The organism is Cronobacter sakazakii (assembly GCF_000982825.1).
Classification (GTDB): domain Bacteria; phylum Pseudomonadota; class Gammaproteobacteria; order Enterobacterales; family Enterobacteriaceae; genus Cronobacter; species Cronobacter sakazakii.
The window spans coordinates 300,737-315,719 of record NZ_CP011047.1; the positions used below are offsets into that span (position 1 = coordinate 300,737).

A 14,983-nucleotide genomic window follows, 5' to 3' on the forward strand; every position below is an offset into this window, starting at 1 on the left:
CATGAAAAATAGCGTCACCGGCATTTTCTCGAAAGGCATCTGGCGTATTGCGGGCTTACATCACCTGCTGCCGATGCCTTGTCGAAAACTCGCGCCGCGTCGGGCTATCCCGGACGACGTTACCGCTATCGCCGTCTGGGGGAACCGCCCCAGCGCGGCGGCGGCTGTTGCCCGCGCCCGCAAGGCCGGGCTTACGGTGATTCGCCTTGAAGACGGGTTTATCCGCTCTTGCGGCCCGGCGGCGCACGGCCATCCACCGCTCTCGCTGGTTATCGATTACGACGGCATTTACTACGACGCCAGCCAGCCAAGCACGCTGGAGAACCTGATTCAGGACACCGCGGGCAACGCGGCGCTGCGCGAAGCGGCGCAGGAGGCGATGCGCCTTATCGTAGAAGGCGATCTGGCGAAGTATAACCACGCGCCGCCGTTTGACGGCTCGCCCGATGCCCGCGCGGTGCTGGTGGTGGATCAAACGGCGGGCGATATGTCTGTCACCTTCGGCAATGCCAGCGCGGCGTCGTTTCGGCTGATGCTGGAGAGCGCCCTTGCTGAAAACCCGGATGCCGAAATCTGGGTAAAAACGCATCCTGATGTCGTGCACGGCGGCAAGCGTGGCTATTTGCGCGATATCCGCGCGAATACGCGCCTGCGGCTGATAACCGAAGACGCCAGCCCGCAGTCGCTGCTGCGGTGCGTATCTCGGGTTTATACCGTGACGTCTCACTTCGGTTTTGAAGCGCTGATGGCGGGCAAGCCGGTGGTCTGCTTCGGGCAGCCGTGGTATGCCGGATGGGGGCTGACGGACGACAGGCATCCGGCGGCGGCCACGCTTGCCGCACGCCGCGGCGACGCCTCGCTGCTGACGCTTTTCAGCGCCGCCTATTTACGTTACGCCCGCTACCTCAACCCGCAAACCAATCAGCCCGGCACGCTGTTTGATGTGCTGACATGGCTGGCGCTGCAGCGGCGTCATCATCTGGCGCTGCGCGGCACGTTATGGGTACCAGGGCTGACGCTCTGGAAGCGCAGCGTCGTAAAACCTTTTCTTTCAACACCCCGTAACCGGCTGCGCTTTACGCGCCGCGCGCCGCAGGCTGATGCCTGCGTGGTGTGGGGAACCGCGGGTGAAGCGCGCTGGCAATCAACGGCACAGGCGCGTGGCATGCCCGTGTGGCGAATGGAAGATGCGTTTTTGCGCTCGGTGGGGCTCGGCTCCGATCTGTTCGCCCCGCTCTCGCTGGTGCTCGATAAACGCGGTCTCTATTACGACGCCACGCGCGCAAGCGATCTGGAAATAGCCCTGAACCGGGTGCATCTGACGCCAGCCGAAGAAGCGCGCGCCGCAGCACTGCGTCGACAGATTATCGAAAGCCGGGTCAGTAAATACAACGCGGGCGGCGCGTGGCGGCTGCCTGCATCGGCATGGGGGCGGCGTATTCTGCTGGTGCCAGGGCAGGTCAGCGACGATGCCTCGCTTGTCGGCGGCACGCAAGGCATCCGCACGATTGCCGCGCTCCTGCGCATGGTGCGCGCCAGAAATCCCCAGGCGTATATCGTCTTCAAGCCGCACCCGGACGTGGCCTGCGGCAACCGCCAGGGCGAACCCAGCGCGCGAGACGCGCTGCGCTGGGCGGATTGTCTCGCCACGCAGGCGGATATCGTCGATGTGCTCGAACAGGTAGACGAAGTGCATACGCTGACGTCGCTTGCCGGTTTTGAGGCGCTGCTGCGCGGCAAGGCCGTCTTCTGCTACGGCATGCCGTTTTACGCCGGCTGGGGCCTGACACACGACGAATATCCTTGCCCGCGCCGCACCCGGCGGCTCACGCTTAACGCGCTTATCCACACCACGCTTATCGATTACCCCTTCTACCTCCACCCAACGCGCAAAACGCCGATCGCTGCGGAGGAAGCGGTTGCCCTGCTCAGCGCATCGCCCCGACGCAACGTCACGCAACACCGCCGCCGTAAAACACTCACCCGGCTCGCCAATAAAGCCCGCAATCTCTTTCACGCGCTTTTTTATTCCCGGTGACCCAGATGAACTACAGCGCGCTTGATACCCTCCTTTCCGGCCAGAAATATTTGCTGCTGCAAGGGCCAATGGGGCCGTTTTTTCGAGACCTGGGAAACTGGCTTGAGACCAAAGGGCGCGAGGCGAAACAGGTGGTGTTTAACGGAGGCGACTGGTTTTACCGCCGCAAAGGGAAAAGCCTGTCTTATCAGGGCACGCCGGAGGGGTTTGGCGCGTGGTTAGCGGCAACGCGAAGCGCATGGCCGTTTGATACGCTGGTATGCTTTGGCGACTGTCGGCCTCTGCATCAGGCCGCGCGCCGCTGGGCGCAAGCGCAGGGGATACGTTTTCTGGTCTTTGAAGAGGGTTATTTGCGCCCGTGTTTTATCACGCTTGAAGAGAATGGCGTGAACGGGTTTTCCAGCCTGCCGCGGGAGGCTGGGTTTTATCGTGCCCTGCCTTTTCTGCCGGTTCCGGAAGTGCGGCGTATCACACCCTCGCTACTGCGGCGTATCGCTCATGCCGCCTGGTATTATCTGATGGGCTGCTACTATCAGCGCGCATTTCCACGCTACCAGCACCACAAAAGTTTTTCGCCCTGGTATGAAGGCGGCTGCTGGGTACGCGCCGCGATACGCAAAATCTGGTATCGCAATACAGAGCGGGGCATCCGCCGTTCGCTGTCTACAGACTATCACGGACGCTATTTTCTTGCGGTGCTTCAGGTGTTTAACGACAGCCAGCTTCAGCACCACAGCGATTATGGCGATATGCGGGATTTCATTAAGGAGACGGTCAGCTCATTCGCGCGTGGTGCGCCGCCCTCACGCATGTTGGTCATCAAACACCATCCGATGGACAGAGGGCACCGGCAGTATCGTTCACTGATTAAAACCCTCAGCAAACGCTATGGCGTCAGTGGGCGCATTGTTTATGTCCATGACTTGCCGCTACCAGAGCTCCTGAGCAATGCAGCGGGCGTCGTGACGATTAACAGTACAGCGGGAATTTCAGCGCTGATTCATAACAAACCGCTGAAAGTAATGGGAAGAGCGCTCTATGATATCGAAGGGTTAACGTTCCAGGGGCGTCTTGACGACTTCTGGCAAGCGTCCTTTCGCCCCGACCACACCCTGTTTTCAACCTTTCGCTATTATCTGATGCAAAAAACCCAGCTTAATACCGTTTTTTACAGCCGTGAAAACCCGTTCTCCGGGTTATAGACCTGCTTTGCGGGTGACATAAACATTTCCTTCATGACTAAATACTTCCAGCGCTTCACTGACGGCGAGCACGGTGTTTGCTTGCGAGGGCTCAGTTTCGAGCGCTTTACGCGCCCAGCTTTGCTGGCACGTTATATCCAGAAAGATCTGATAAGTGCCTGTGGGTAACGCCTCAAGCGAGAGCCCTTCATAGCGCAATGTGCAAAACCACCCTTTGTCGTAATTAACAAAACCGTCTTCATAAAGCTGACGGCTCAGAATCGAACGATGCGCCTTCGCAATACGAAAGACGTCTTCAAAACCATCGGTTTTGAAAACCATATCAACCTGAATATCCTGATACTCAGCGCAGCTCACGCCTTTTAATACCGCTATGCCTTCCGGGAAGAATACCGATCCTTTGACAGCGATTTTCTTCAATACTGCAAATGGCTGTGGCTTGACCGGACGCGGCAAAAGGCTGTTATCCGCGCTGAGCTCACATTCGCCATAGCGTGGAACCGCACCCTGTGAAAGCAAATAAAAAATCCCAAGCAAAAGTGGCACATGGTAAGAAGTAACCTGATTATGCTCTCTGATGAGCATGGATTGCGCCATAAAAAGATTAAAATTTTGGTATTTCCTGAATTCAGAAATATAGGGCTTTACTTCACTTTCGTACTGTATATCAGCCTCAGAAGTTAACAGATAAATATTTTTATCAAGTGCAGTGTCGCGGGATAATAACTGAGGCAACAAAGCATCCAGTTTTAGTGCGAAAGCGTCGCTGTCGTCACCCGACATATGAGTAAATACGCCAGGCCAGTTTTTTCTGGCGTAACTGCCAATATGAAACTGCGGCACCGTCGAAACAATATTTTTAAACTGATATTTAAGTCCATACCACAGCGCGGCGCTGCCGCCTTTAGAAAATCCGGCCAGCGTACATTGCGTCTTTTCAAGCCCATAGCGAGCGAGCATGGTTTCAATAAAGGTAATTACGGCCTGTTCAACATAGAAATCGTTATTATGGCAGAGGTAATACGTACAGGCATTATGAAAATCATCTTTTATCCACACCACATGCGCAGGGCAATCCTGAAGGGCGTTGGCAAAATCCCATGTGAACATCCCGGCACCGCCAAACCCGCTAAAAATGAAAATCATATGCTGAGTGTCATACTTTCTTTTTTTATAGCGATACTTTATCTGCACGCCATTAATTATTTCTATTTGCTCTGACATATTTACTCCATAAAAACAGGCGCGAGTGATGGTCGCGCCTGTTTTTAACTTATTGACGTTTGGGGTTACGCATCCGATTTAACAGAAAACTCACGCAGCAACCGGAGGTTCTGTAATTTCTCCGCCGCATTGGCAGGCATATTCTGCGGATAATGGCGCAACAGATTCAGCCAGCAATCGTAAGCATCGTCCCAGTCCTCACAAAGCTGGGCGAGTTCACACCGCAGCATCCACGCTTTCTGGTTGTAACGGCTAAGTTTATTGCGAACGACAGAGAGCGCCTGACTAAAGCGTCCGGCCTCTCTCAGCGCTTCTGCATAGATAAGACAGAACTCATCATCCGGTTTATTTTGTGCCTCAAAGAGTGCGATCGCCTCACCGGCTTTTTTCAGTTCCAGACACGCCTGCGCATAGATTTTCAGGAAACGCACATCATTTCTCAGCGCATCACTCAGAGTACCGTATAGCGTATACAGCTCTTTATATTTATCGGTACGCAGCAGCGCGACGCAGTAGTAATAAAGATGCTCATCAGGCAAATGCTCGACATCCGCAGTGGCTTTATTAAGCTGGGTGAGAATTTTCTCCCAGTTCTGACGCAGGAAAGCGAGACGAGCGATTTTCAGACGACACTGCGGATCATTTTCAATATATTTTTCATATTTCACCAGGCACTGATGGGCGTCATTCAGTTTATTCAGCTGCTGATAGCAATAAGAAAGCGTAATCAGAAGCTTATTCTCAAGACTTTCTGATGAAGTCACATCAACGTCCTGCTCTTTTACATAAGCAATCCCATCAGCCCATTTTTGCTTCGCCAGAAGTAAACAGAACCGGGCATAGCTAAAACCAGCCGCAGGCCGTGCTTTCTTGCACAAAGCCTCCAGCACAAATACCTGCCCACTGCGATACAGGCAATAACAGTAGCGCGCGTTATCGATAGTCGCCTCGCCCGCCTCTTGCCAGTGAGCGGCTGCCTGCTGCCAGTGGTGCTCCGCCATTTCTACCAGCGCCAGCCCTGCAGAAAGCGCCGTATGACGCTGTTCAGTATGACGTGCATACCAGTGGTGTATAGCGTTGCGCGCTGCGACGGTTTTCCCCTGTTTACGCAGTGCTTCAGCAAGCCCGGCGCAGCCATGTGCCTCTTCATCCTGAGTGAGTGCCAGCATCAGGTACGCCTGCCAGCGTTTTTCGGCAAGTCCCCAGCGGCGAGCATCCGCAGCCTGCTGTGCGTACTGCTGATGGATATCTTTATCTGCAAATCCTTCCGGCAGCGGCGCATCCAGCGAAGCGATCGCCTGATACGTGCGCTCACAGTTAAGGCCATCGCGGAACGGGAAGGTATCATTAATACGCTTGAGAATCTTCGCAGACGGCACCGCATCATTTTTCAACAGCGTATTTAACTCTTTAAACAGCTCTTTTTCGGTTTCTACCACCGGGCCAAAACCATGCTTACGGTAATCGAAATAGCCTTTAGTATAAACATGTCCTGCAAAAAACTCTTTAGCATCAAACTGATAGTAAATTATTTGTTTATTTTGCACTGCCATTTCAAAAGCTACCGAAGAATAATCAGTAATCATTAGCGCGGCGCGAGAGAATACTTCCTGAATACTCCCAGTGACATGGGTAAGAACTTCAATATATTCTGGAATATCAAAGCTATTTAAATAAGGCAATATATTGAAGTGGGGGAAAAAGGCCACACGGTAATTATATTGCTTAGCACATTTCTCCAGTAAAGGAGAATGTAAAACGCTTTTCCACCGGGTGGCAAATTCACTGTGCATAAACAGAGGATTTATTTCCCTCTCATCACCATTACCTAAAACTTTCCCAACAATAGTTTGCCGCCAGGTAGGCATGATAACAATTAATCTTTCTGCAACATTATTGCTTTTTATTAATCTATCATGCCGTGGAAAACCTGTCAGAAAAACATCTTTTTTTGAATAAAAATATTTTGTTAAATTGTCGCTAATAGAATGATATTCTGCAGGCGAAGAAGTTATAAAACAATTTATTTCATCTTTAGTATTTAACCACGCCGACAGATCATCCTTTGTTACTCCATGCTGTAAAAAAACAAAATGTCTTCCTGCAAGCATTTTAGGGCCAAGGAGATTCGTAATATAGTAATTAGCATGTGAGCTAATGACTTTACTACATGATCCCAAAGCCAGCTTGTGCTCATGAGAACCAAATTCAATTAAATTGAATCCTTCTTTCTGAAGGCGTTCCCAATCATGAGATTCTTTCTTTAACGCAAAATATATATTCCTTTCTGGATAATGCTCGTGAACATAACGATAAAGATGTTCAGCATTATCGTCAGCCTGCGTATCTCGGTCTATAAAAATCCATGCATCTTGATATTCTCTTTTCTTTTCATATTTTGGCATCAAGGCAAGGAAGTGCTTTTTGATATCAGTAGCTTTTAAACCTTCTTTATATTGCTTACCGCCAAGAGAGAGACGAGTCGGCAGGTGGGAAACAGAAATATCGATCTGCTGTGCATCGCCAAGCGCTACCCACAGACGTCGCTCAAGAATCAGCGTCTCATCCATAAAATCATGACGGATCGTTTTGGCATATGCTGGAATAATGTCTTTATCATCCAGTGATATCTGCTCAAGGCTCAACGCGCTGGTAAAATAGCGCAGTTGAACCATGTGCTTGTAGGGATCGTATTTTTCAACATAAACAATCTGGGCATCTGGTTGTAGCCCTTTAAAGAATGAAAGCATGGCGACTTTCTGAAAAAACCACGCCCCCGCCAGCTCAAAATTCATAATCGTATTTTTATCAAGGAAAACAAATATTTCCTTAAGCTTACTGATAAATTCGCGCTTTTCATCTGTCGACAAGAACGCGCTACGCTCGCCGTGATTAGTGAGCCATTTTAAATACCAGACGATTTCATAAATCACCGTCCTTTGAATATTTACAGGGACTGAGCCTTCTGTTTCATGATAGCTTTTCAATACATCCAGATAACCATACTCTGGTACGTTGAGAAACCGTTCTTTTTTAGTCCATGACGTATCCAGCGTCGAAGAACCATCCTCACGCTTACGATAATAATATTTTGAGTGCTGTAAAAAAGCAGCATGACCGAATTTATCGCCTTTTAAGTATCGGGCAACAAAATGCGCATCTTCAAAATTAGGCTTAACCCTGGCGTCAAAGAAAACTTGTTTTGCAAAAATTATATCTGCTCGAAAAAAGGCAGTGCTGGCTGACAGCTGGATTTCCTTTTCCATACTGCCAAGCGGCACAAGTTGATTCCCTTTTTTAAATTTGAAACCAAGAGGATGTGCATCCTTATACTGATTCTTGGCTTCATAAAACATAATAGTATTACAACCCACCATTTTAATATCTTTATCCTGATTTTGATAAAGAAAGTTATCAAGGTTGTAAAAATAATCTGCATCAACAAAATCATCGGGATCGATAAAAGTGACCCATTCGGTAGCGACTTGCTGTAACCCATTATTACGCGCAGCTGATTGCCCCGCATTCTCTTGATAAATTTAAGTAATGTTCTTTGGATACTTCCTCTGCCATCTTTTGATGATCTCGGCGGAAGTATCCGTTGAACCATCATCGATAAGAATGAGCTGTATATTTTTTTTGAAGTTTATCCGTTGCGTCACGAAACTTTTAAAATAATCATCCAGAAAAGCACTCACGTTATACACAGCAGAAACCACAGTATAATTATAGTGCCCATCTTCTTTTTTTAGATGAAGCTTTCTGAGTTTACGCGCCTGATTGGCAGCCATATCGCTGAAGAAAAGTTTTGGGTCCCTTACCAGCTTACGGAGTTTATTATTAAACATTTTTGTACATTCCATTTTCAAAATATGTTTCGAGCATTGCAATCAGTTGTTCCTGATAATCATTGACACTATGGTTACGTGAAGAAAAATCATTGGCGCAAAAAGAGTGCGGAGAACCCCCCTGCCTGCGTGCGTTAATTAGCGCACGATAATGCGTTTTGGCGGCAGGAGAGCGCACGTTAAAGTAATAACAAATATCCCTGGCAGGCACGGCAACGCCTCTGGCATAGGCAAACCAGGGCACCAGAAAGGTAGGCAAATTCAAATCGTGATCGCTTCTGAATTTACAGGGTAAGAAAGCGCTAATCTGTTTACTGTATCGCTGCCGGGCTTCAGTAAAAATACTTTTGCGCAGAGGCACATAAGTGTATGCCAGCGGACTATCCGGCGCAAAATCGATATCCTCAGACAGTAAATTCTTGGCGTTTAATGACGCAGAAAGTGCAGCGGTATGTCTCCCCCGCTGCGCCATTGCCGTCAGGCTTTTACCGGCAATGAAGAGCGAAGCCAGACCATTCCCTTTAAAAAAGTGGCTTGCCGGAAGGGGGCGCGCGGCAAAGACATCATCATTAAAGTAGATAAAGTGTTCGGCAAGATCGGGGATAGCGTCTAAATGCGCTTCGATGACGTGCGAGTTAAATGTCGGCAAATAGCGCGCCGGAATAATCTCATCATGTGAAATGATTTTCACTTTTGCGATCTTTTCGGCCCACGGTAGCGGGTGCCCGTCGACAACAATAAATATCCGGCGAACCCAGGGCATGAACATCAGTACGCTCTGTACCGAATAAAAAATTTCGTTGTGGTTATCGAAGCGCGCAGGGTCATGATCAATGCCCGCCTCTGCTTGTAGATGATGCTTCCGACACTGCTCGAATTTACTGCGCCACTGGCCGTCGCCGTTATCCACCCAGGTAAAAACCACATCTACCGGAAAAGTCACATTATTCATGCTCTCCAGCGCCAGATCAGGTAATGACTCCAACTTATTGATAGTGTTTTATGTTCAGATAATGCCCGATGACTTTGTCATGCAGCTCCACCGATTTTGAGAACGACAGCGACTTCCGTCCCAGCCGTGCCAGGTGCTGCCTCAGATTCAGGTTATGCCGCTCAATTCGCTGCGTATATCGCTTGCTGATTACGTGCAGCTTTCCCTTCAGGCGGGATTCATACAGCGGCCAGCCATCCGTCATCCATATCACCACGTCAAAGGGTGACAGCAGGCTCATAAGACGCCCCAGCGTCGCCATAGTGCGTTCACCGAATACGTGCGCAACAACCGTCTTCCGGAGCCTGTCATACGCGTAAAACAGCCAGCGCTGGCGCGATTTAGCCCCGACGTATCCCCACTGTTCGTCCATTTCCGCGCAGACGATGACGTCACTGCCCGGCTGTATGCGCGAGGTTACCGACTGCGGCCTGAGTTTTTTAAATGGCGGAAAATCGTGTTGAGGCCAACGCCCATAATGCGGGCGGTTGCCCGGCATCCAACGCCATTCATGGCCATATCAATGATTTTCTGGTGCGTACCGGGTTGAGAAGCGGTGTAAGTGAACTGCAGTTGCCATGTTTTACGGCAGTGAGAGCAGAGATAGCGCTGATGTCCGGCGGTGCTTTTGCCGTTACGCACCACCCCGTCAGTAGCTGAACAGGAGGGACAGCTGATAGAAACAGAAGCCACTGGAGCACCTCAAAAACACCATCATACACTAAATCAGTAAGTTGGCAGCATCACCCCAGATCATGCTTAATTAATACGCTCTCCTCGCTCAGCGGGCAGTTTATTTCATTAAGAAAAAGAGGATATTTATTAAGAAGATAGTCCCGTAAAAACAGACCTGGCGACGTCAGTAGCTTCCTGATTTTTCTGTATTGCATGCTTACAGGTTCTCCTGAGCTTTATAAGCATCAATGGCATCATCAACACTTTCGTAAAAATGCACATGATTTTCCCGACCTATAAACAACGCCGCATCGCAATACTGTTTGAGTGAGTGGAGATTGTGCGACACCATTAAAAAGCACGACTCTTGATGGCGAGCTTCAAACAGCGTTTCGCATTTTTTACGAAAACTTGCGTCGCCAACAGCAGTGACTTCGTCCACCAGGTAGTAGTCAAATTTGAACACCATGCTCAGCCCAAACCCGAGACGCGCTTTCATGCCAGAGGAATAGGCCTTCACCGGCATGTCAAAATACTTTCCAAGCTCGGCGAATTCCTCAACGAACGCGACTTTTTGGCGGACTTCTTCTTTAGGCGCGTAAAGCCGCGCCACAAATTTCACATTTTCACGCCCGGTCAGGCTGCCCTGAAAACCCCCTGCCAGCCCGACCGGCCAGGAGATCGTGGCGCTGGAGACGATTCGCCCGCTGTCCGGGTTATCCGTCCCGCCAATCATGCGCAGCAGCGTCGATTTCCCTGCCCCGTTACGCCCTATCAGCGCCACGCTCTTGCCGGACGGCAGCGTCAGAGAGAGATCCTTAAAGACATAATGCCGCCCTGCGGGCGTGCGGTACGATTTGGTGAGATTTTCGATAGCAATCATGACGTCAGCATCGCCTCTTCCTGATGACGATAAAGCGCGAGGCCTGTGAAGAGCACTACCAGCGTGCTGACTGCGAGATACGTCAGGCTGGCTCCGTCGCTTTCATAACTTGCCGCCAGCGATTCGCGGGTCAGTTCCACCACATGCACCAGCGGGTTCCACGCGACCCAGCTTTGATATTCCTGAGGAATAGTATTGAGCGAATACATCACGCAGGAGATGAAATAAAGCGGGCGGGTCAGCAGGGGCAGAAACTTTTCCGACTCCGGAAACGCACTACTGGTCACCATAAAAATCAGCCCGACACCGAAGGAAAACACCACCAGACAACCCCAGACGCCAAACAGAACTAACAAATGAGAGCAGGTAAACGGGTGATGCTGCCAACTTACTGATTTAGTGTATGATGGTGTTTTTGAGGTGCTCCAGTGGCTTCTGTTTCTATCAGCTGTCCCTCCTGTTCAGCTACTGACGGGGTGGTGCGTAACGGCAAAAGCACCGCCGGACATCAGCGCTATCTCTGCTCTCACTGCCGTAAAACATGGCAACTGCAGTTCACTTACACCGCTTCTCAACCCGGTACGCACCAGAAAATCATTGATATGGCCATGAATGGCGTTGGATGCCGGGCAACCGCCCGCATTATGGGCGTTGGCCTCAACACGATTTTCCGCCATTTAAAAAACTCAGGCCGCAGTCGGTAACCTCGCGCATACAGCCGGGCAGTGACGTCATCGTCTGCGCGGAAATGGACGAACAGTGGGGATACGTCGGGGCTAAATCGCGCCAGCGCTGGCTGTTTTACGCGTATGACAGGCTCCGGAAGACGGTTGTTGCGCACGTATTCGGTGAACGCACTATGGCGACGCTGGGGCGTCTTATGAGCCTGCTGTCACCCTTTGACGTGGTGATATGGATGACGGATGGCTGGCCGCTGTATGAATCCCGCCTGAAGGGAAAGCTGCACGTAATCAGCAAGCGATATACGCAGCGAATTGAGCGGCATAACCTGAATCTGAGGCAGCACCTGGCACGGCTGGGACGGAAGTCGCTGTCGTTCTCAAAATCGGTGGAGCTGCATGACAAAGTCATCGGGCATTATCTGAACATAAAACACTATCAATAAGTTGGAGTCATTACCAGGTAAACGCCTCGCCTGTCATGGCCAGCAGCGCGAGCAGCACCAGATAAACGGCAATATAAATTCCGGCTTCCAGTAACGTTCTCGCAATTATTGTGTCAATAGGCTTTACCGGACGGTAATTAAAAAGCCCCTGGTTCGCCTCGATGGCATTAATAGAACGACTCGTAATATGGCTAAAAATAAAATACGGAATAATGCCGCTTAATAAAAAGACAGGAAATGAGATATCCGGCAGCGTTCGCTCCATCACAAAATCCAGAACAAACAGCAGGATGGCAAGATGAAGTAGTGGCTCAAGCAGCGCCCAGCAGTAGCCCAGTCGAAACTTGCCGAAACGCGTTTTAATTTCCCTTAAAAATAACGCCAGCACAGTGGCGCGCTGGACATCCAGCCCATGCCTTTTCATAAACAGTTCCTGGTTATATTATTGTGAACAGGCTACCGCTATGGGGCATTCCCATAACAGCTCGTTGTAAAATGCACTTCCATTGACAGAAAAAAATAACGGCAACACGCGCGTAACCGCTCGCGTGATTATCATTATAAACAATCAAAATTCGTGTTTTATTAGCCGTAATTATCATTACGACAACAGAAGGGCGTTACAATAATTCAGGCGCGTAAAATATCACAATCCATCATCTCCATAAATAACTTATTCTGGCTTTCTTTTTTTGGAAATATTAAGATTTCATACTTTTTATTTATCCGTTTTTATCTGCAAATTTATAAAAGATAGTCATTTTGAGACGAAAGCCGATAAATTATCGTAAAACTGCGTCACACCTTCGTACTCCAGTGCAAAGTTGATATAGCTGACCAGCGCCGGTGCGTTGAGCTTGCGGCCCGGATACACCAGATACAGATCGTTCCCGGTGACGGTCCACTCCGGCAGGACATTGACCAGCGCGCCTTCTGCAAGCGAATCATCAAGCAGAAAGGCGGGCAGCAGCGTGATACCGGCACCTGCCAGCGCGCTTTCACGGGCATAAAGAAGATTATCGGTCTGGTGCATCTGGTTCAGATGGCAGCGGTAAAGCTCGCGGTCGCGCTGGAGCAGCCACTCCGACCAGGCGCGATGAACAATCACGCGGTGATCCATCAGCTGCGACGGATGCGTCAGCGCAGGGTGACGCGCCAGGTACGCTGGCGAAGCGAGCAGATAGCGCGGGCAGTGGCCAATCTTGCGGCCAATCAGTGAGGAATCCTGCGGTTTGCCGGTACGCAGCGCCACGTCAAACCCTTCCATCACCAGATCCCGCACGTCGTCGGAGATAAACACCTCCAGCGTGATATCCGGGTATTTCGCGAGAAACTCGGCGTTCATGCGCGCCAGCAGCGTCGCGCCGATCCCGGCAGGGCTGGTGATGCGCAGCCGACCGCTGGGGTTATCGCGCAGGCGTTGAATGGCGAGATCGGCGCGTTCGCTGGCATCCAGCATTTCACGGCAGTGCACCAGATAATGTTCGCCCGCAAAGGTCAGACTGAGCTTGCGCGTGGTGCGATTAAGCAGCCGCAACCCGACATGCGCCTCAAGCTGGCTAATGCGCTGGCTGACGCTGGACTTTGGCAGCCCCGCTTTTTGCGCTGCCGCCGTGAAGCTGCCCGTCTCCGCCACCAGCGCGAAAAGGGCCATATCCTGCAGTTGTTTAAACATGATTGTTCATCTCTCACGAACACGCCGTTCTGGATTGTCCATCTTATCACCCTCTTTCAGGCTGCATAGACTACAGTCAACACATCCTCCTCTGAATACACGAAAGGAACCTGATATGTCTGTTAAAGCGATTGCTGTGAATCCGAACGCCCCGGAAAGCTTTATTGAAATCACCAAGCCGATGCCGCAGCCCGGCGAGTACGACCTGCTGGTAGAGGTCAAAGCCGTGTCCATCAACCCGGTGGATACCAAAGTACACGCCAGCCTCAAAAAGAATGGCTTGCAGGAGCCGCGCGTGCTGGGCTGGGACGCCAGCGGCGTGGTGACGGCAGTGGGCAGCAAAGTCAGCGGCTTTAAACCGGGCGATGAAGTCTATTACGCTGGCGATATTACCCGCGCTGGCAGCAACGCCAGCCATCAGTTGATCGATTCCCGCATTGTGGGCCATAAGCCGCGCACGCTCTCCTGGGCGGCGGCGGCGGCCATCCCGCTGACGGCGCTGACCGCGTGGGAAGGTTTATTCGAGCGTCTGGCGATTCAGGACGCCGGTGAAGACAAAACCCTGCTGATTATCGGCGGCGCAGGCGGCGTGGGCTCGCTTGCCATTCCGTTCGCGCGTCTGCACAGCAAGGTCAAAATTATCGCCACCGCCTCGCGTGAAGATTCCGCGCAGTGGTGCCGCGATCGCGGCGCGGATCTGGTGGTGAATTATCACGACCTGCCGGGCGAACTCGCAAAGCACGGGCTTCAGTTTGTTGATTATATTTTCATTCTGAATGATACCGACGGTCACTGGGCAGCGGTGAGCCAGCTTATCGCGCCGCAGGGGCATATTTGCAGCATCGTGGAGAATGAGCACCCGCTGGATCAGGATGCGCTGAAATCGAAATCCGCCGCGCTGCACTGGGAGTTTATGTATACCCGCAGCATGTATCAGACCGCCGATATGGCACGTCAGGGCGAGATCCTCAATGAAGTGGCGAAGCTTGTGGATGCGGGCGAAGTGGAGAGCGCGTTGAGCGAAACGTTCCACGGCCTGAGCGTTGAGAGCATCAGCAAGGCGCACGAGAAGGTGCTGGAAGGCCATATGCGCGGCAAGGTAGTGGTAGAGTTTTAATTCCGGCGGGCCACGGCGGGTGCACGTCGTTTACCCGCCCTACATTGCTCTATTTGTAGGGTGGGTAAGCGTAGCCGCACCCACCTTTGAGCATTCACATAAATGGCGGGTGCACTCCGTTTACCCGCCCTACGGGAAACGTGAGCATCTTTGTAGGGTGGGTAAGCGCAGCGCACCCACCAGTAACGCCTTTCCTACCCAACA

The 14,983-nt window shown here is 51.2% G+C and carries 10 protein-coding genes and 3 pseudogenes; 4 read left to right on the top strand and 9 right to left on the bottom strand.

Annotation, left to right across the window (positions count from 1 at the left end):
• Position 1 precedes the first annotated feature (1 nt).
• A complete protein-coding gene (locus CSK29544_RS01385; protein WP_029039397.1) occupies positions 2 to 2,038 on the top strand; it encodes a capsule polysaccharide biogenesis protein in 2,037 nt (678 codons plus the stop codon).
• 5 nt (positions 2,039 to 2,043) lie between these two features.
• The gene (locus tag CSK29544_RS01390) at positions 2,044 to 3,240 is read left to right on the top strand and encodes a capsule polysaccharide biogenesis protein (protein WP_029039398.1); all 1,197 of its coding nucleotides are present in this window, start codon (positions 2,044 to 2,046) and stop codon (positions 3,238 to 3,240) included.
• On the opposite strand, the gene CSK29544_RS01395 is transcribed toward CSK29544_RS01390, so the two are convergent.
• The 7 genes and pseudogenes from CSK29544_RS01395 to CSK29544_RS01420 all read right to left on the bottom strand — a co-directional run.
• Positions 3,235 to 4,464, bottom strand: coding sequence for an alpha/beta hydrolase (locus CSK29544_RS01395; protein ID WP_029039399.1), 1,230 nt, complete (start codon positions 4,462 to 4,464; stop codon positions 3,235 to 3,237). The genes CSK29544_RS01390 and CSK29544_RS01395 overlap by 6 nt on opposite strands.
• A 65-nt stretch (positions 4,465 to 4,529) precedes the next feature.
• Complete coding sequence (locus CSK29544_RS01400) at positions 4,530 to 7,820, bottom strand: CDP-glycerol glycerophosphotransferase family protein (protein WP_242463462.1); 3,291 nt, start codon at positions 7,818 to 7,820, stop codon at positions 4,530 to 4,532.
• Positions 7,800 to 8,327: pseudogene (locus CSK29544_RS24790) on the bottom strand (glycosyltransferase); the annotation flags it as partial. The pseudogene CSK29544_RS24790 and the gene CSK29544_RS01400, both read right to left, overlap by 21 nt.
• Complete coding sequence (locus CSK29544_RS01405) at positions 8,305 to 9,264, bottom strand: stealth family protein (protein ID WP_007889206.1); 960 nt, start codon at positions 9,262 to 9,264, stop codon at positions 8,305 to 8,307. The gene CSK29544_RS01405 and the pseudogene CSK29544_RS24790, both read right to left, overlap by 23 nt.
• A 34-nt stretch (positions 9,265 to 9,298) precedes the next feature.
• Positions 9,299 to 9,996 (bottom strand): IS1-like element IS1B family transposase gene (locus CSK29544_RS01410; RefSeq protein WP_095033700.1). Its coding sequence is split into 2 segments (ribosomal slippage): positions 9,299 to 9,747 and positions 9,747 to 9,996, totalling 699 coding nucleotides; the frame shifts between segments, so codons are not numbered across the junction.
• A 199-nt stretch (positions 9,997 to 10,195) separates the two neighbouring features.
• The gene (locus tag CSK29544_RS01415) at positions 10,196 to 10,861 is read right to left on the bottom strand and encodes an ABC transporter ATP-binding protein (protein ID WP_007898503.1); all 666 of its coding nucleotides are present in this window, start codon (positions 10,859 to 10,861) and stop codon (positions 10,196 to 10,198) included.
• A pseudogene (locus tag CSK29544_RS01420) lies at positions 10,858 to 11,232 on the bottom strand (ABC transporter permease); the annotation flags it as partial. The pseudogene CSK29544_RS01420 and the gene CSK29544_RS01415, both read right to left, overlap by 4 nt.
• A gap of 57 nt (positions 11,233 to 11,289) precedes the next feature.
• Between CSK29544_RS01420 and CSK29544_RS01425 the strand changes: the two are divergent.
• Positions 11,290 to 11,987, top strand: a protein-coding gene (locus CSK29544_RS01425; RefSeq protein ID WP_095033700.1) for an IS1-like element IS1B family transposase whose coding sequence is annotated in 2 segments (ribosomal slippage) — positions 11,290 to 11,539 and positions 11,539 to 11,987 — 699 coding nt in all. Because the reading frame shifts where the segments join, the coding sequence is not laid out codon by codon here.
• A 16-nt stretch (positions 11,988 to 12,003) separates the two neighbouring features.
• On the opposite strand, the pseudogene CSK29544_RS01430 reads toward CSK29544_RS01425, so the two are convergent.
• Positions 12,004 to 12,411 (bottom strand): annotated as a pseudogene (locus tag CSK29544_RS01430) (ABC transporter permease); the annotation flags it as partial.
• Between the two features lie 333 nt (positions 12,412 to 12,744).
• Positions 12,745 to 13,662: a LysR family transcriptional regulator gene (locus tag CSK29544_RS01435; RefSeq protein ID WP_007898230.1), complete on the bottom strand. Its 918-nt coding sequence runs from the start codon at positions 13,660 to 13,662 to the stop codon at positions 12,745 to 12,747.
• Positions 13,663 to 13,777: 115 nt separating this feature from the next.
• Between CSK29544_RS01435 and CSK29544_RS01440 the strand changes: the two genes are divergently transcribed.
• A complete protein-coding gene (locus CSK29544_RS01440) occupies positions 13,778 to 14,779 on the top strand; it encodes a zinc-binding alcohol dehydrogenase family protein (protein WP_007898233.1) in 1,002 nt (333 codons plus the stop codon).
• Positions 14,780 to 14,983: the final 204 nt, after the last annotated feature.